The sequence below is a fragment of the Halobacillus sp. 12SKB genome (assembly GCF_052941655.1).
Genome location: NZ_JBRFWR010000001.1, coordinates 1,643,776 through 1,661,124 on the forward strand (window position 1 = coordinate 1,643,776; position 17,349 = coordinate 1,661,124).

At 47.3% G+C, this 17,349-nt stretch carries 15 protein-coding genes; 13 read left to right on the top strand and 2 right to left on the bottom strand.

Annotation, left to right across the window (positions count from 1 at the left end; genetic code table 11):
- Positions 1-66 precede the first annotated feature (66 nt).
- The 9 genes from ACQ4XT_RS08030 to ACQ4XT_RS08070 all read left to right on the top strand — a co-directional run bounded on the left by ACQ4XT_RS08030 (position 67) and on the right by ACQ4XT_RS08070 (position 12,821).
- The gene (locus ACQ4XT_RS08030; protein ID WP_446853217.1) at positions 67-1,380 is read left to right on the top strand and encodes an ABC transporter substrate-binding protein; all 1,314 of its coding nucleotides are present in this window, start codon (positions 67-69) and stop codon (positions 1,378-1,380) included.
- 798 nt (positions 1,381-2,178) lie between these two features.
- Positions 2,179-3,144, top strand: coding sequence for a carbohydrate ABC transporter permease (locus tag ACQ4XT_RS08035; RefSeq protein ID WP_446853218.1), 966 nt, complete (start codon positions 2,179-2,181; stop codon positions 3,142-3,144).
- Positions 3,141-3,971 carry a carbohydrate ABC transporter permease gene (locus tag ACQ4XT_RS08040; protein ID WP_160911015.1) on the top strand — a complete coding sequence of 277 codons (831 nt, stop codon included), beginning with the start codon at positions 3,141-3,143 and terminating at the stop codon, positions 3,969-3,971. The genes ACQ4XT_RS08035 and ACQ4XT_RS08040 overlap by 4 nt, the downstream gene beginning before the upstream one ends.
- Before the next feature lie 15 nt (positions 3,972-3,986).
- Positions 3,987-6,203, top strand: a complete 2,217-nt coding sequence (locus tag ACQ4XT_RS08045) for an alpha-galactosidase (protein WP_446853219.1) — start codon at positions 3,987-3,989, stop codon at positions 6,201-6,203.
- A 17-nt stretch (positions 6,204-6,220) separates the two neighbouring features.
- Complete coding sequence (locus ACQ4XT_RS08050) at positions 6,221-7,393, top strand: galactokinase (protein WP_446853220.1); 1,173 nt, start codon at positions 6,221-6,223, stop codon at positions 7,391-7,393.
- A complete protein-coding gene (gene galE / locus ACQ4XT_RS08055; protein WP_446853221.1) occupies positions 7,390-8,379 on the top strand; it encodes a UDP-glucose 4-epimerase GalE in 990 nt (329 codons plus the stop codon). Before ACQ4XT_RS08050 ends, galE begins: the two co-directional genes overlap by 4 nt.
- 15 nt (positions 8,380-8,394) lie before the next feature.
- Positions 8,395-9,903 carry a UDP-glucose--hexose-1-phosphate uridylyltransferase gene (gene galT, locus ACQ4XT_RS08060; RefSeq protein WP_446853222.1) on the top strand — a complete coding sequence of 503 codons (1,509 nt, stop codon included), beginning with the start codon at positions 8,395-8,397 and terminating at the stop codon, positions 9,901-9,903.
- 14 nt (positions 9,904-9,917) lie between these two features.
- Complete coding sequence (locus tag ACQ4XT_RS08065; protein WP_446853223.1) at positions 9,918-10,868, top strand: aldose epimerase family protein; 951 nt, start codon at positions 9,918-9,920, stop codon at positions 10,866-10,868.
- The gene (locus ACQ4XT_RS08070; protein WP_446853224.1) at positions 10,869-12,821 is read left to right on the top strand and encodes a beta-galactosidase; all 1,953 of its coding nucleotides are present in this window, start codon (positions 10,869-10,871) and stop codon (positions 12,819-12,821) included.
- A 111-nt stretch (positions 12,822-12,932) separates the two neighbouring features.
- Here ACQ4XT_RS08070 and ACQ4XT_RS08075 read toward each other — a convergent pair whose 3' ends face one another.
- Both ACQ4XT_RS08075 and ACQ4XT_RS08080 read right to left on the bottom strand, forming a co-directional pair.
- Positions 12,933-14,354: a hypothetical protein gene (locus tag ACQ4XT_RS08075; protein WP_446853225.1), complete on the bottom strand. Its 1,422-nt coding sequence runs from the start codon at positions 14,352-14,354 to the stop codon at positions 12,933-12,935.
- Between the two features lie 140 nt (positions 14,355-14,494).
- Positions 14,495-15,217: a DsbA family oxidoreductase gene (locus ACQ4XT_RS08080; protein WP_446853226.1), complete on the bottom strand. Its 723-nt coding sequence runs from the start codon at positions 15,215-15,217 to the stop codon at positions 14,495-14,497.
- A gap of 115 nt (positions 15,218-15,332) precedes the next feature.
- Between ACQ4XT_RS08080 and ACQ4XT_RS08085 the strand changes: the two genes are divergently transcribed.
- The 4 genes from ACQ4XT_RS08085 to ACQ4XT_RS08100 all read left to right on the top strand — a co-directional run bounded on the left by ACQ4XT_RS08085 (position 15,333) and on the right by ACQ4XT_RS08100 (position 17,340).
- Complete coding sequence (locus ACQ4XT_RS08085) at positions 15,333-15,704, top strand: cytochrome-c oxidase (RefSeq protein WP_446853227.1); 372 nt, start codon at positions 15,333-15,335, stop codon at positions 15,702-15,704.
- A 47-nt stretch (positions 15,705-15,751) separates the two neighbouring features.
- Positions 15,752-16,573 (top strand): peptidoglycan-binding protein, encoded by an 822-nt coding sequence (locus tag ACQ4XT_RS08090; protein WP_446853228.1) that lies wholly within the window; start codon positions 15,752-15,754, stop codon positions 16,571-16,573.
- A 263-nt stretch (positions 16,574-16,836) separates the two neighbouring features.
- Positions 16,837-17,022 (top strand): hypothetical protein, encoded by a 186-nt coding sequence (locus ACQ4XT_RS08095; RefSeq protein ID WP_446853229.1) that lies wholly within the window; start codon positions 16,837-16,839, stop codon positions 17,020-17,022.
- Positions 17,023-17,043: 21 nt separating this feature from the next.
- Positions 17,044-17,340, top strand: coding sequence for a DUF4212 domain-containing protein (locus ACQ4XT_RS08100; protein ID WP_446853230.1), 297 nt, complete (start codon positions 17,044-17,046; stop codon positions 17,338-17,340).
- Positions 17,341-17,349: the final 9 nt, after the last annotated feature.

Sequence of the window (17,349 nt, forward strand, 5' to 3'; positions counted from 1 at the left end):
AACTAGTTAGTTAATTTATTTTATTAAGTTTTGAAAACGCTATCAAATAAGGGGGAGGAAGACAGAATGAAAAATTGGTTGAAGAGTTTTCTTTTGGTTGGCCTTGTGGCAGGTGGACTTGCTGCTTGTTCCGGTGAAACAGGAGGAGAATCCTCTGGTGAGAGTGAAGAAGGTGGAGAACCAGCCGGCGAAATTACCGTTTGGGGCTGGAATGTAGCTGCTGAATCAATGGAACTTGCGGTGGACGGGTTTAAAGAGCAATACCCTGATGTTGAAGTGAATGTGGAAGATATCGGCCGTTTGGATGTTTATGAAAAGTTAACCGTAGGACTAGCTTCCGGCGGAAATGGACTTCCAGATGTAGTGATGGTCGAGTCCGATCGTCTAGCCAACTATCATGATCAATTCCCGGATGCGATCGCTAACCTTTCTGAACTTGGTTATGATGAGCACGCAGATAAATTTGGCGAATATAAAAAGTCCGTTACACAAAATGAAGACGGAGAATTTTTTGCAGCTCCTTGGGATGTAGGACCTGCAGGTGTCTTCTATCGTACAGATATTTTTGAAGAAGCGGGCGTAAACCCGGATGATATCAAAACGTGGGACGACTACATTGAAGCAGGTAAAACCATTCAAGAAGCAACAGGAACAAAAATGGTTCCAATTGATGTTGCAGCGGACGATGCGCTTTACCGTATGATGATGAACCAACAAGGTGCGTTTTACTTCGATGAGGAAGGGAACATTGATGTCGCTTCCGAAGAGTCACAAAAAGCCTTTGACGTGATCCAGCGTCTGCATGATGAAGATCTTGTCCTGAACAACAACGGTTGGGATGGCGTCGTTTCTGCAACAGTTAACGGCGAAGTGGCAACCGTTCCATTTGGTGTATGGTATTCCGGTACGATCATGGACCAGGCTCCTGATCAAAGCGGCAACTGGGATGTTTTCTACTTGCCGGCATTTGAGGAAGGCGGCAACCGCGCAGCCAACCTTGGTGGATCTGATCTAATGATTCCATCTTCAACAGATAACCAAAGCACAGCGTATGCATTTGTTGAGTACTTCACTACAGAAATAGAGCCACAGATGACGGCACTTAAAGAAAAAGGAATCTTCCCATCTTTGGAAACAACGTATGAAGAAGATTACTTCAGTCAGGAATCCGAATTCTTTAACAACCAACCTGTTTTCCAACTGTTCGCGGATGAAGTATCTGATATTCCTGTAGCGAATTACACAGCTGATTATGCACGTGCGTTCGATACGATGTCTGATACGCAAGCATCCATTCTGCTTGATGGCACGCCGATTGAAGAAGCGCTTCAAAATGCTGCTGACAAGCTTGAAAGTGAAACAGGGCGCAGCGCCAATTAATTTACTCCCTATAAAAAATAGAACGATAAAAGGTCGATCTCCCAAAGCGGGGATCGACCTTTTTTTCGTGCCTTTATTAAAGTATATGGCCGGATTGCAGAAGACTTGATATCGAGATGTTTTTAGGTTTCGTTTCTTTGTTGCGCGTCAGGGATGGTCGGGAAGCTACTCGCTTTCCTGTGGGGATGACGGCAAGCCTCCTCGGACTTCGTCCTGTGGGGTCTCGCCAGCCAATCCATTCCCACGGGAGTCTCGCAGCTTCCCGACCACCCCTTTCGATGTATGCGTGAAACGAACCCTTCTTGGCTCAAAGGGACTGCCTTCCACTATTCCGATTTTATAATCATAAAGCGTTCGCTAATAAGCTTTCAGAATCCAAATACACATAGGGTAAAGGTTTAACGCCCACACTTCCATAAAGCTTGAAAGCTTCTTATTCCAGAATTGGTTTCGAGACACTTATTAATAAAGGGCGGAGGGAAACGGTGAGACTCCTATGGGACGTGTGGGACAGGTGAGACCCCGGAAGGCGCAGCCTGAGGAGGCTCACCGCCCGCCCCATGGAAAGCGAACCTTTTCCCGGAGCCCTATCCACTCATCAAACATCTCGAATTAGAGTCTTTCACAATCGGGGGCATTTATTGAAATGAAAATGAATGCAATTTTTCTGAAAATGGAGCAGACAAACGAAGGATGCTATGTTACTATTAAGTAAATTAAATTAATTAACAAAGTCTAAACGCAATATTTTGAAAGCGCTTTTAGAACCAGCGAATATCTTTGAGGGGGTAGAACATTGTGAGTCAAACGAATGCTGAACAGATGGCAAACGACAACCACGAATCGAACAAGCAGCCATCTAAGAAACCAGGTCCGTCCAGTCAAAAACCAAAATCCCGTAAGAAATGGATTACACCAAAAACGGTGCCGTACTTATTTATTCTTCCAGCCGTTACTTTCTTCTTGATCTTTACCGTTTATCCAGTCATTTCGTCATTATTATTGAGTTTTCAAACGCGTGCAGGATCAGGGTATGAATTTGTCGGACTGGATAACTACATTCGATTGTTCCAGGACACGTTATTTTACAAAGCGCTCGGGAATACGTTCCTCATCTTACTCATTCAAGTTCCGATCCAGTTGTTCTTAGCCGTCGTCATTGCGGTGGCTCTTAATTCTCAACTGGTCAAAATGAAGAGCTTTTTCAGGGTAGCCTTCTTCATGCCGGCCATTACGGCATTAGTCGCTTCCTCCATCATCTTCATGATCATTCTTGATGAAAACTACGGCCTTGCGAACTATGTGCTTTCCCTTTTTGGTATCGAGGCGATTGCCTGGTTGTCCGATCCATTCTGGGCTAAAGTCGCTTTGATGGCGGCAATCACATGGCGCTGGACCGGGTACAACATGGTCATTTTCCTTGCCGGTCTCCAAAACATTCCCGGCTCTCTTTATGAAGCGGCTGAGATGGACGGGGCAGGAAAAGTTCGTCAATTCTTTTATATTACCGTACCTCAGTTGAAACCGATCTTCTTGTTCACATTCGTATTATCAACGATCGGAACGCTGCAGTTGTTCGATGAACCTTACATTCTAACGCAGGGTGGCCCGAACAATGCCACACTGACGATCACTCTCTACTTGTATCAGAATGGTTTCCGTTACTTTGATTTCGGTTACGCATCCGCGATTGCATACGTTCTTGTATTAATCATCGGGGTCCTTTCCTGGGCACAAATGAAATGGGCAGGTGAAGATAAATGAACCAACAGGTCAGTCCGCTTAAAAAAACACTCTTATACGCTTTCTTATTCATTGGAGTCATCATCTCCGTCTTCCCGTTCTATTGGATGTTTGTCGGGGCGACGAACCCGTCCGGGGAAATCTTCAAGGTTCCACCGAACTTTCTGCCAGGTGACTATGGATGGGAAAACTTTAAAAATCTGAATGAAAACGTGGGCATCATCCGCGTCATGGGGAACTCCTTGTTCATTACGCTGACGTTTACTGCGATTTCCGCCATCGTTTGTACAGCGGCGGGCTACGCGTTTGCAAAGTTCAAATTCAAAGGACGTAACGCGATTTTCTTCATGTTGCTTGTCGCGATCATGATTCCATATCACGTGACGTTGATTCCTTTGTTTGAAATCTTCGGAAATGTCGGTTGGTTGAACACGTTCCAGGCGGTCATCCTTCCACAAGTCGCTTATCCATTTGCCATTTTCCTTATGAGACAGAACATGCAGTCGATTCCAGATTCCCTGCTTGAAGCTGCGCGTGTTGATGGGGCCGGAGAGTTTCATATCTTTTTCCGCATCGTCCTTCCAGTCATGCGCCCGGCGCTTGCTGCAGTTGCGATTTTCTTGTTCATGTTCCAGTGGAACAACTTCATTTGGCCGCTCGTCGTCCTGCAATCCCAGGAAATGTACACCTTGCCGGTCGCGCTCTCCAGTCTTGTCGGGATGTCACGAATTGACTACGGCCAGGTCATGATGGGGACGACGTTGTCTACCCTGCCGATCATGATTTTCTTCTTGTTGCTGCAAAAGCAGTTCATCTCCGGCATTCTCGGCGGATCTGTCAAAGAGTAGAAGGAGGGGCAGCCGTTGATCTTTATTAATGAAGAAACACAGCAATTTCATTTAACCAATGGACAAATCAGTTACATTTTCCATGTCATGAAAAACGGGCAGCTCGGTCATCTCTACTATGGCAAAGCCCTGCGTGACCGGGACTTCCGTCATTTTCAAGACTATGCAAATACCAACCCTTCGACGACTCATGCGTTTGAGGGGGATCCTGGTTTTTCCTTAGAAACGGTCAGGCAGGAAGCGCCGGTTTATGGAAAAGGAGACTTCCGTACGCCAGCACTCATTTTGGAAGAACACAAGGGCGCGTCTGTTGCTGATTTTCGTTACAAAAATCACCAGTTCATAAAAGGAAAGCCAAAGTTAGAAGGCCTTCCGGCAACTTTTGCGGGAACTTCAGAAGCAGAAACGCTTGTAGTTAAGCTCGTAGACGACCGGGCGCAGGTAGAGTGGGATCTCATGTACACGATTTTCCGTGACCTGCCTGTGATCACAAGAAGTAATCGGATTACTAATAAAGGCGAAAGTTCTGTTACGTTGAAGCATTCCATGGCTGCATCTATCGACCTCCCTGACGCTGATTATGAAATGGTTCATCTTTCAGGTGCATGGGCTAGAGAACGCCATATCGAAACGAGAACCCTCACTCCCGGCCTTTCGTCGATCGGAAGTGTGCGCGGAGCGAGCTCGCATCAGCATAATCCTTTTCTCGCTTTGAAAAGGGAGGAGACGACCGAAGACAGCGGGGAAGCGATTGCGATGCAGTTCGTCTACAGTGGGAATTTCCTCGCTCAGGCTGAAGTCGATCATTACGATACAACACGCTTGTCGATGGGTATTCATCCTCAAGCTTTTCAATGGAAATTAGCACAGGATGAGAGCTTTCAAAATCCGGAAGTGATCATGACTTACACGGAAAATGGCTTGAACGAAATGAGTCAGACGTTCCACGACCTGCACCGCAAGCATTTGATTGCCCCAAGGTGGATGGAAAAAGAACGTCCGATTCTGATCAACAACTGGGAAGCGACGTATTTTGACTTCAATGAAGAGAAATTGGATCGTTTTACAGATGAAGCGCGAGATTTAGGCGTCGAACTGTTCGTCCTTGATGACGGCTGGTTTGGAAAACGCAATGATGATACCACTTCGCTTGGCGACTGGTTTGTTGACCACAAGAAACTGCCAAACGGAATCGGAACGTTAGCGAAAAAGGTGAAAGACAAAGGACTTCAGTTCGGCCTCTGGTTTGAACCGGAAATGATCAGTCCTGAAAGTGAACTGATGCAGCATCATCCGGAATGGGTCGTCGGTCCACCGCACAGACATCAGACGCTGGAACGGAATCAAAAGGTGCTCGATTTCGCCAACCCTCAGGTAGTCGACTATCTGTTCGTACGGATGAGTTCACTTATAGAAGAAACTGAACTCGACTACATCAAATGGGATATGAACCGCAACATCACAGAACCCTATTCCCAATATCTGTATGACCAGGTCAACTTTTTTCACCAGTACATCCTCGGAGTCTATGAGTTGTATGAGCGTTTGACTACGAAATATCCGGATGTCTTGTTCGAATCTTGTGCGGGCGGAGGCGGACGGTTTGATGCCGGGCTTCTTTATTATGCGCCACAGGCTTGGACGAGTGATGATACGGATGCGGTTGAACGGTTGAAGATTCAATACGGAACTTCAATTGCCTACCCATTATGCAGCATGGGATCGCATGTCTCCGCGGTGCCGAACCACCAGACCTATCGGAACACGCCTTTGAAGTTCCGTGCTGATGTCGCCTATTTCGGGACATTCGGCTATGAATTTGATCCCAGCCAATTGTCAGAGGAAGAAAAGGCGGTCGTAAAAGAACAAATCACTGAATTTCAATCGCTGCGTCGTTTGATTCACTCGGGGACGTTTTACCGCCTCTCCCATCCATTCGAAAATCAAGATACGGCCTGGATGGTTGTGTCAGAAGAGAAAACAGAAGCCGTCATCGGCTGGTACCGTGCTCATTATTTTCCGAATCCGAAGAACGACCAGGTTTTAAAACTAAGCGGTCTGGATCCTGAGAAACGGTATGAAATAGAAGGAACAGACCGGACGTTTTATGGTGATGAACTGATGTATCACGGACTCCCGCTTGGGGTTGAGTTCAATGGAGCGAACCATGAAAAAGCAGAACGCAGCGGAGACCACCAGTCTCAGCTTTTCGTTATAAAAGAGAAAAAATGAAGAAGGAGGGAATAGAAATGGAAGATTTACTTTCCGTTTTTTATGAGAAATTCAACGGAGAACCGACAGCCCAGACGTTCTTTGCGCCGGGTCGTGTGAATTTGATCGGGGAGCACACCGACTACAACGGAGGCCATGTGTTTCCATGTGCACTGAGTGTAGGAACGTATGTCGCTGCGAGAAAAAGAGACGATGAAAAGCTCCGTTTTTACTCTATGAATTTTCCAGACAAAGGAATTGTCGAATCTCATCTAGAAGGACTTGTATATGAGGAAGATCACGACTGGGCCAATTACCCTAAAGGTGTCCTTGATGTTTTTCGAAAAGCAGGCTACGACGTGGATACAGGACTTGATCTTGCTTTTTACGGCAACATCCCGAATGGTGCGGGACTCTCGTCTTCCGCCTCCATTGAACTTGTCACAAGTGTCGTTCTGGAAGAGCTGTTTGATTTATCAATTGACCGCGTCAAAATGATCCAGCTTGCTCAACAAGCAGAAAACGAATTCGTCGGCGTCAACTGCGGCATTATGGATCAGTTTGCTATCGGGTTGGGGAAAAGGGATCACGCCCTGCTTTTGAACTGCGACACCTTGGACTATCAGTACACGCCTCTCCAACTCAATAACCATGCTTTAATTATCGCGAATACGAATAAGCGTCGTGGTCTTGCGGATTCCAAATATAACGAGCGGAGAGAGGAATGCGAACAGGCGCTGAAGCAGCTGAAACAAGTCCTATCGATTCATAGTTTAGGAGATTTGAGTGTCGAAGAGTTTGGAACACATCAATCAGTGATTAAAGATGAAACTGTATTAAAGCGCGCGAAACATGCCGTCTATGAAAACGAGCGCACGATTGAAGCGGTCCACCAGTTGAATGCCGGCGATATTGAAGGGTTCGGGAAGCTGATGAACGCCTCGCACAGATCACTGAGAGATGATTATGAGGTCACAGGAAAAGAGCTGGATGCCCTCGTCGAAGCGGCCTGGAACGAAGGGGCTGTCGGCTCCCGCATGACAGGGGCCGGATTCGGCGGATGTACAATAAGCATCGTCAAACGAACGCACGTGGACGGTTTCATCGAAGCAGTCGGACGACGGTATAAAGAACAAACAGGCTTAGAAGCTGATTTTTATGTTGTAGAAATCGGAGATGGAGCGAAACGTTTGGAGGAGGAGAAGATATGACCGTACTTGTGTGTGGAGGAGCGGGATACATCGGAAGTCATGCCGTAGCACAGCTCCTGGACCAGGGCGAAAATGTCATCGTCGTCGATAACCTTCAGACGGGGCATCATCCCGCGGTGTTGAATGGAGCGAAACTCTACGATGGAGATTTGCGTGATGAGGCGTTCTTGAACTCTGTATTCCAAGAAAACCCCATCGACTCCGTGCTCCATTTTGCTGCCGATTCTCTTGTTGGAGAAAGTGTGGAGAAACCTCTACAATACTACGATAACAATGTCGGGGGAGCAATCTCTCTTTTGAAAACGATGGCTGACCATGACGTGAAACGAATCGTCTTTTCTTCCACGGCCGCCGTTTATGGAGAGCCGGAACAGGTTCCGATTCAGGAAAACGATCCAACGCAGCCGACGAATCCTTACGGAGAGACGAAGCTTGCGATTGAAAAAATGTTGAAGTGGGCCGAAGAGGCGCACGGGATCCAGTACACGGTCCTTCGTTATTTCAATGTGGCGGGAGCAGATGTGAAAGGACGCATTGGGGAAGATCACCGTCCGGAAACACACCTCATTCCAATCGTTTTACAAGTAGCCCTCGGTAAAAGGGAGAAGATCATGATTTTCGGTGACGATTATCCGACTGTGGATGGCACTTGTATCCGGGATTACATTCACGTCGAAGATTTGGTAGCTGCTCATCTGCAGGCGATTGACCGCTTGAAAAAAGGAGGCGCAAGCGCAATCTACAACCTCGGCAACGGGCAGGGTTTCAGTGTGAAAGAAATCATTGAAGCGGTTCGTAAAGTGACTGGGCACCCGGTCCCGGCAGAAGTTGCACCGAAACGTCCCGGCGACCCGGCGCAGCTCGTCGCCTCCTCTGAAAAAGCGAGGAAAGAGCTCGGCTGGGATCCTCAATATCCAGAGGTCGAAAAGATGATAGAATCCGCATGGAAGTGGTTTCAAGAACATCCACATGGGTACGAAGATTAAAAGGGTGGTGAGGATATGACGATTTATCAAGACATTGAACATCTCATTCACTATGGGCTGCACAAAAGCATGATTACGGTATGGGATGTCGATTACATCCGCAACCGTTTCTTTCATTTGTTCGAACTTGAAGGCGCTTCCGTGGAAGTATCATTTGAAGAGGAAGACTACTCTACCCCTGTCGCCATCTTGAACCGCATGCTCTCCTATGCGGTTGAAAAAAAGATCATCGAAGAAGATACGGTCACAGACCGGGACCTCTTTGATGCAAAAATCATGGATATCCTCGTCCCGCGCCCATCGGAGGTGAACAGGGACTTCTACTTCAAATTTGAAAAAGAAGGACCGGTAGCAGCAACGGACTATTTTTATCAACTATCCAAGGACTCCCATTACATCCGCACAGACCGCATCGCTAAAAACAAGCACTGGTACAGCCCGACGGAATATGGAGATTTGGAGATCACCATCAATCTATCAAAACCGGAAAAAGACCCTAAAGCCATCGCAGCAGCGAAAGCGAAAAAGCAAACCTCTTATCCGGATTGTCTGCTTTGTAAAGAGAATGTCGGATACGCCGGCAGGCTCGACCATCCGGCAAGAGACAACCACCGCATCATCCCGGTCGATCTCGAAGGCGAGCACTGGTTCCTGCAATATTCTCCGTATGTGTACTACAACGAGCATGCGATCGTTTTATCAAGGGAACACCGTCCGATGAACATTTCAAAGGAAGGTTTTGATCGTCTCCTCGATTTCACAGATCAGATGCCTCACTATTTTGTCGGATCGAATGCCGACTTACCCATCGTTGGCGGATCAATCTTAAGTCATGATCATTTTCAGGGCGGCCATCATGAATTCCCGATGGCGAAAGCATCCGTGGAAGAAACATTCGTTATTCCAAGATTCAAAGATGTCCAGGCAGGAATTGTCCGCTGGCCGATGTCTGTCATTCGTTTGAGAGGCGGCGACCGTCACCGGGTATCTGAACTCGGAGATATCATTTTACAGTCCTGGCGCAGCTATTCGGATGAAAAAGTGGAAGTTTTCGCAGAAACAGAGGACGAACCTCATAATACGGTGACCCCGATCGCCCGTTACAGAGATGGGCAGTATGAGCTCGACCTCGTCCTCAGAAACAACCGGACGAACGAGGCGCATCCGATGGGAATTTTCCATCCACATGAAGAAGTCCATCATATTAAAAAAGAAAATATCGGTCTGATCGAAGTCATGGGTCTTGCTGTGCTTCCAGGACGATTGGTCGATGAAATGGAACAGTTGAGCCGTTACATCAAAGAAGAAAAGTTAGATGCGGCTGTGAATGATGGGGCTGTCGCCAAACACGTGCCGTGGGCGGAGCAGATCCATTGGAACACAACATCAGAACAAGCCGTCTGGGAACAGATGCAAGAAGAAATCGGCAAACGATTTTCCGAAGTTTTGGAACATGCAGGGGTGTTCAAACGTACAGAAGTAGGGAAGGAAGCGTTCCAGCGTTTCATGAAACAATTAGGTTAAGGAGGCGGTGACCAATGGTCGATGTTTGTACGTACCAGAAGACGAAATTCAAGAGTCTGGATGCCGTTGTACTGGAAAATGAAAGTGTAAGAGCGGTAATTCTGCCGGGATATGGAGGCAAGATGGTCAGCTTTTTTGATAAAGAAGCCGACTACGAATGGCTGTATCAGACCGACCGTCCAAAACTCGAGATTCCACCGTACGGAGCGGATTTTTCCAAATACGATTCCAGTGGTTTTGACGAAATGTTTCCTGGGATCGACAAGGGCCCTCATCCGATAGACTGGAAGGAGATCCCCGATCACGGAGAAGTGTGGACGCTGCCGTGGGAATATAAAGCGACCCATGATGGGGTTTCGCTTGAAGTTCACAGTCCTGAATTTCCTTACGCATTGAAAAAGAAAATCTGCCTGCACGGCGATGGTGTGACGATTAAATATGAAGCGATCAACAAAAGTGATGAGCCGTTTCCATTCATTTGGACACCACATGCCCTGCTCAATCTTAATCAACACACAGCCATCGAAGTACCTGAAGATTTGAATCAAGTAATGAATGTGGAAAAAGGATCACAGCATCTCGGTGACTGGGGAACGACACACGTTTATCCGGAAACGAAGTCAGCGAAAACAGGCAGTACGATCGACCTCAGGGAGCTTGAGCCGATGGAAGAAGGAACGGCGGAGAAATTTTATTTCACAGAGCCGCTCTCTAAAGGATGGTGCTCGCTCGTTCAACCGGATTTGAACAGGAAACTGACGTATCGTTTTCCAGAAAACAAAGTGCCGTATCTCGGCGTTTGGAAAACTCGTGGAGGCTATCGGGGAGAACATAACATCGCATTGGAACCCTGCACAGGCGTATATGATGATGTGTATCTTGCTGAAAAAATCGGCAAAGTTTCCTATATCCCAGCACACGGCTCGTACACGTGGACATTGAACATCGAGACAGGAGGCTTATAAATGACGTATTTAGGTGTCGATTACTATCCGGAACACTGGCCGGAAGAAATGATAGAGGAAGACATTCAAGGCATCAAAGACATGGGGGCGAACATCGTCCGCATCGGAGAATTTGCGTGGCATCTCATGGAGAAAGAGGAAGGAGCGTTCGACTTTTCCTACTTCGACCGTGTGATTGAAAAAGTAAAACAGCAGGGCATGAGTGTCATGTTCGGAACACCGACTGCGACATTCCCAGCCTGGCTCGCCCAGAAACACCCATCCATTTTATCCGAAGATGAAAACGGTAACAAGAGGGTCTTCGGCGGCCGCCGCCAATACTGCTTCAACTCGGACAAGTACCGTCAGTACGCAGCAGGGATCACGGAAAAACTCGTTCAGCACTATAAAGACGAAGAAGCCATCGTCTCCTGGCAGATTGACAACGAATTCGGTCATGAAGGAAGCGACATGTGTTTCTGTCACCAGTGTCATGCCGCGTTTCATCAGTATTTGGAAAACAAATACGACAGTGTCGAGCAGTTAAATGACGAGTGGGGAACGATTTTCTGGGGGCAGACGTACAATGATTTTTCTGAAATCCCGATTCCGAAGCCGACGGTAACCACTCACAATCCGACATTAAAACTGGAGTGGGCGCGCTTCCGTTCTGCTTCCGTCAACGGATTCACTCACGAAATGACGGCGATTGTGAAAGAGCACAAAGGCAGCCATCAAACCGTTACGACCAACGTGTCCGGCGGATTTTTCGATAAATGGTTCGACCATGAAGAAAATGTGAAGCCAATGGATTTCGTTTCCTATGATAACTATCCGGTGTGGGGCGGACTTGAAAAGCCGATTCCACCAGAGGCGATCGCCATGACGCATGATTTCAATCGTGGCTTGCTCGATCAGAACTATTGGATCGTAGAAGAATTGATGGGAGCCCAGGGCCATGATGTCATCGGCTACCTGCCACGACCAAATCAGGCGAAAATGTGGTCCTATCAAGCTTTCGCACACGGCTGTTCCAACATGCTTTATTTCCGCTGGCGCGGCATGACGAAAGGCGCCGAACAGTTTTGTTACGGTGTCGTCGATCATGACAACGTATATGGCCGTAAATATAAAGAGGTTCAATCTTTGTTCAGCGAGATTAAAGAACATGAAGAGCTGTTGAATGCGGAAATCAAGTCTGATGTTGCGGTTCTCTATGACTATGACAACATCTGGTCCTGGCGTTCACAAATCCAGAGCAAAGACTTCGACTTCAACGAAGAATTGCTGCGTTTGTACCGCCCGTTTTACCGTAAGAATACGAACATGGACGTCATTCCGGCAAGCCGTGACCTCAGTACATACAAAGTCGTACTGGTCCCTGTCATGCAGTTGATGGATGATGTACTTGCCAGTCGTCTCCGGACCTTTGCAGACGAAGGCGGCACCGTCATCTTTTCCTACCGTGCCGGATTGAAAGGCAAGGACAACAACATCCGACTCGGGGAAGTCCTTCCGGGTCCTGTCCGCGATTTGATTGGTGCGCGTGTCGAAGAAATCGAATCTTTAACAGCCGCGCATCAGCTTGAATTGCAAGGAGAAGGAGCGTTTGCTGATGTTCCGGCATCTATTTCCGTCTGGCGCGACCTCCTTGTCCCTGAGCAAGCAGAGACACTTTATTCTTATCAGGATCAATTTTACGAAGAATATGCAGCCGTGACGAAGAACACGTTTGGAAAAGGAAATGTCTATTACGTCGGCGGAGGTTTGAGTGAAGAGGCTCTGGAGAAAATTGCTTCTGATGTGACGAGTGACTGCGGCATTCAAACGATCGAGTCCGAACGTGATGTGGAAGTGTATTGCCGTAAAGTCGGAGGATCTTCTTATCTGTTCCTGATGAATCATAGTGCTTCAGAAAAGTCATTCGGTCAGGAGAAACTCGGACCATTTGAAAGCAGAATCGTGAAGGAATAAGCAAAGTGCAGGAGGCAGCTCCTGCACTTTTTTTGTTCAAATAGGATTTACATAAACTGGTGTACCAGGTCATCCAGATTCTGGATGACCTGGTACACCAAAAAAAGGAAACTAAAGCAGCAGTAAGGCGACGATGGTGGAGGCGATCAGTCCGAGGATGACGGGGATGAAGTTTTTTCGGACGAGTTCCATGATGGGTACGCCGCAGAATCCTGCGATCGCGATCAAGGACGACCAGGCGATGATGGTACCGCCACCGGTCCAGATTGATCCCATCTGCCCGATTGCTGCGAGGGTGGAAGCGTCAATCGTTCCGTTGGCGAGCGAGGCTGATAACGCCCCGGTAAGCGGAAGTCCTGAGAAACCAGAACCGTCCAATCCTGTAATGATTCCTATAATCAAAATACTAAAAGCGGTCAAAAAAGCGCTCTGCGGCAAATAATCCTGGCTCGATTGAACGAGGTCAAACAGGAAGGAAGGCGTCGCTTCAGCAGGCAGGACAAGAATGTCTTTGGCAAACTCCCCACTACCGAGAAAAAAGAAACCGGCAATCGGAATCACAGGCCCCATCGCTTTGAAGGCAAAGACGAACCCTTCGGTAATGTGTTCGCTCACATCATCGAGCGCTTTCTGCTTTCCGAAGGCTACACTGGAAAGTAACAGTAAAACGACAGCGACGCCTCCGATAAAAGCCGCTCCGCTTCCTCCTTCAAATCCACCCATCCGTCCTGAACCGAGCTTGGTGGAAACCATGTAGATCATTACGGCAAGCATGGAGAGCGGGACGAGGACGGCGAATACTTTGCTCCATACATGGACGCGTGCGGTTGTCGTCTCTTCTGTTGTTTTGAGTCCCTGCATCTGAACAATTTCCTGCTGGTTCTGAGGATCATCTTTAGAACGGAAACTTTTCCTGTTAAAGAAATAAGCAAGGCCGATGGCGACAACACCTGTCACTACTGATAAAAGCAGCGCCTGATCCATCACGCTTCCTGTATCAATTCCTGCAGATTTCGCTGAGAGCTCAGGTGCTACCTGAATAATATAGTCCGAAGATAACGCCATCCCCTGTCCGGCAAGCGCCACAGCCATCGCCGCCACCATCGCTGGCAATCCTGTCCGGATAGCTGCAGGAACAAGGAGGGCACAAATGAGCGGAACAGCTGGAGTCGGCCAGAAGAAAAGGGAGACGACATAGGTGACGCCGACGAGAATAAAAAACGAGACATGACTGTTGATCATCACTTTTTGAATCGGCTGGATCATTCTGGTGTCGGCCCCGAGATCTTTTAAGGAACGCAACAACGCGACCATAAAAGTAATGATCAAAAAGATATTGAACAACTCTTTAGCGGCCACAAGGTTGGCATTGAAGACACCGACAAAACCACTGATCAAACTCCCATTAAACATCCATGCGACTAAAAAGGTCCCGAGTAAAGTGGGGAGAACGACCCCTTTACGGAAAATCATCGTCACGATGATGAGAAGGGTGAACAGCCCATAAATCCAATGAGACATTGTTAATTCCATCAAAATGCCTCCTTTTTTATATAGGCTATTCACCAGGGGAGGGAGAGGTGAGGAAGAGGATTTTTGTTAAGGGAAAGTATAGCGTCCTAACACCATTAACCCCTATAAAAAAAGCCGTGGGATATCCCACGGCTTTCATCCTATTTATCTTCTTGTCCTGGTACTTCACAGCCATCTTCCGTACAAGCCGCTCCGCTCTCACTAGATAAATCTTCAAAAGCAGGCGTCTGTTCTTCTTCAGCAAAAGCTTTTTCAAGCCCCTGTACGAAAACCTCCGTCGGCTGTGCGCCGGAAACGGCATATTTCCGGTTGATGACGAAAAACGGCACGCCCTGCACACCGATTTGCTGTGCCTCTGCTTCTTCACGGCGGACCGCTTCCGTATAATCCGATCCTTCAAGCACAGAAACCACCGCATCGCGATCAAGACCGATCTCAACGGCTAGCGATGTGATTGTTTCATGATCCCCGACATCTTTGCCATCCGTCAAAACTGCCTTGAAAAAGCGTTCAGCAAAAGCTTTGCCTAACCCTTTTTCATTGGCCAATTGAGACACGCGATGGGCATCAAACGTATTCGTAGGAACGACCGAATCAAAGCGGAAATCGAGACCGACTATCTTCGCCTGCTCGGTCATGTTCTGTGTCATCTCACGCGCCTCTTCCAGAGACCGCCCGTATTTGGCGGCAAGCTTCTCATGCATGTTTCTTCCTGTATTGCGCTCAGCATTCGGGTCGAGCTCGAAGCTTTTATAGACAACGTCCACCTGTTTTCCAGGAAAATGTTCCAGCGCTTCTTCTAATCTGCGTTTTCCGATATAACAAAAAGGACAGACGAAATCTGACCAAATTTCTATTTTCATTGCGTTCACCTCTTCATTAGATTCCCCTTCATTTTACGATGCTTATCGACGGAATTCCATGATTCTGTTTCAAAGCGATTCAACGTATATATGGGAAAAAAGGAGGTTGGACTTTATGGGGATTACGTTGATTAAAATTTCAGCCGTCTATTTTGCCATTGGAGTCGCGATCGGTTACTACATGTCGAGTGCCCACGACTATGCGCTCACAACGGTTCACGTCCACATCAATTTGCTCGGGTGGACCGCCCTCACGCTTGCAGGTATTTTATATCATCTTTTCCCATCACTAGCGGAATCGTTATCAGGAAAAATTCACTTCTGGCTCCACAACACCGGTCTGCCGTTAATGATGATCGGCTTATTTTTCGTCGTTCTTTTTGAAAATGAAGCGTTGCTCCCTCTTGTAGCCACAGGGGCAACGGTGACCTCCCTCGGCATTTTTTCATTTGTATTCAATGTGTTGAAAAATTTAAAAGCTTCGTGACACCAAATCCCTCTCCGCTTCGATTATAGAAGCAGGGAGGGATTGATATGCTGACTGTGGAAACGTTGAAACAACGCAGCTTGAACAAAATGGGGAACGTCCAAACGATTGTGAAAGAACAGGTGTGGAAAATGATTGAGCAGGCTTATTCCGATGGGATATTCGTGCAAATCTCCTCCGGGCATCGAACATATGAAGAGCAGGCTCACTTGTATGGACAAGGCCGCCCGGACTATTATTGGAACGGAAAAAGATACGGGCACAGCGGAAACATCGTCACCTATGCCAAACCTGGGAAAAGCAATCACCACAGCGGCCGGGCCGTTGATTTTTTTCTCGTCAGTTCAGATGGGAAAAAAGCACTATGGACGGTAGATCAGGATTGGCGCCACGTAGTGGATATCGCTAAGTCTCTCGGTTTTCAGTGGGGAGGAGACTGGTCAAGCTTCAAAGATTACGCCCATCTCGAATGGCCGGAAAAGTCCAAGGATGTCCGTGACCTTCAAACAAAGCTTCAGAAGTTAGGCTACGAACCTGGACCATTGGATGGCATTTATGGACCGCAAACAAAGAATGCGGTTGTCGCATTTCAACATCAGGAAGGATTAGAAGTAGACGGAAGCGCAGGTCCAATAACGACAAACAGGCTCAACGCGCGTACCTATCCCGGCTATCCCATTCACTTCGGTGCTGAAGGATCCGTGGTCAAACGAATCCAAAGAGCAGTCGGAACCACTGACGACGGTCACTTTGGCCCCATAACAGAAGCAGCCGTGTGTGCATTCCAGCAACAGCATCGTCTTGAAATTGATGGTGTCGTCGGGCCAATGACTTGGCGGCAGATGTTTGGTAACCAGCATCCCTCGTAGGGTGCTGGTTTTTCAATAGAATCGCTCAGAGTAGCTTAGAATTCGCTCAAAGTAGCTTGAAAATCACTCAAACTCACGGAAGCATCCCACAAGGGAGTTGAAAAATCACACAAATCCACGAAACTTGTCTAGTCATATCGTACCTATTGACAAATTATGAGAATTTTAGAATAATACAAGTTGTAATATTCAGTTAAATCTAAATATTCTCAAAAATTTTTACGTGCCTATGTTAACGCTTACAAAAAAGGAGGGTAGAGTCGTTGCTGATTCCGATTATTCTTTCTGTCATCACCGTACTTTCTGTTGTTTTGGCACTGAAAAAGAAGCGGCCGTTCTTGCTGGCGGTGCCGTTCATAGCACTCTTTGGTGTCGCTCTTGCCAAAATCATTATGGTTCCGATGCCGTTCTGGGAAACCGTACAGTTCATTTTTAACTTAAGGGGATAATGCGAAGGGAGGTGAATCGTTGTGAAAAAAATGGATCCAGAGAAGGCGAAAGCGTATTTTCGTTTGCGTACGACTTTAATTATTATCTATCTCGCCATTGGCGCAATCGTATCTTTCGGTGTTGTTCTTTTTGCCGAAAGCCTTCAGTCCTTTACAGTGATGGGGATACCTCTTCCATACTACATGGGAGCTCAGGGAGCTATTATTACTTTTATTGCACTCCTTTTCTTCAATGCCATCATAAGTGATGTCGTCGATAAAAAATTCGGGCTGGTTCCCAAAGAAGATTCCGATCAAAATCAAGTGGTTAACCAATAAGATAGGGGG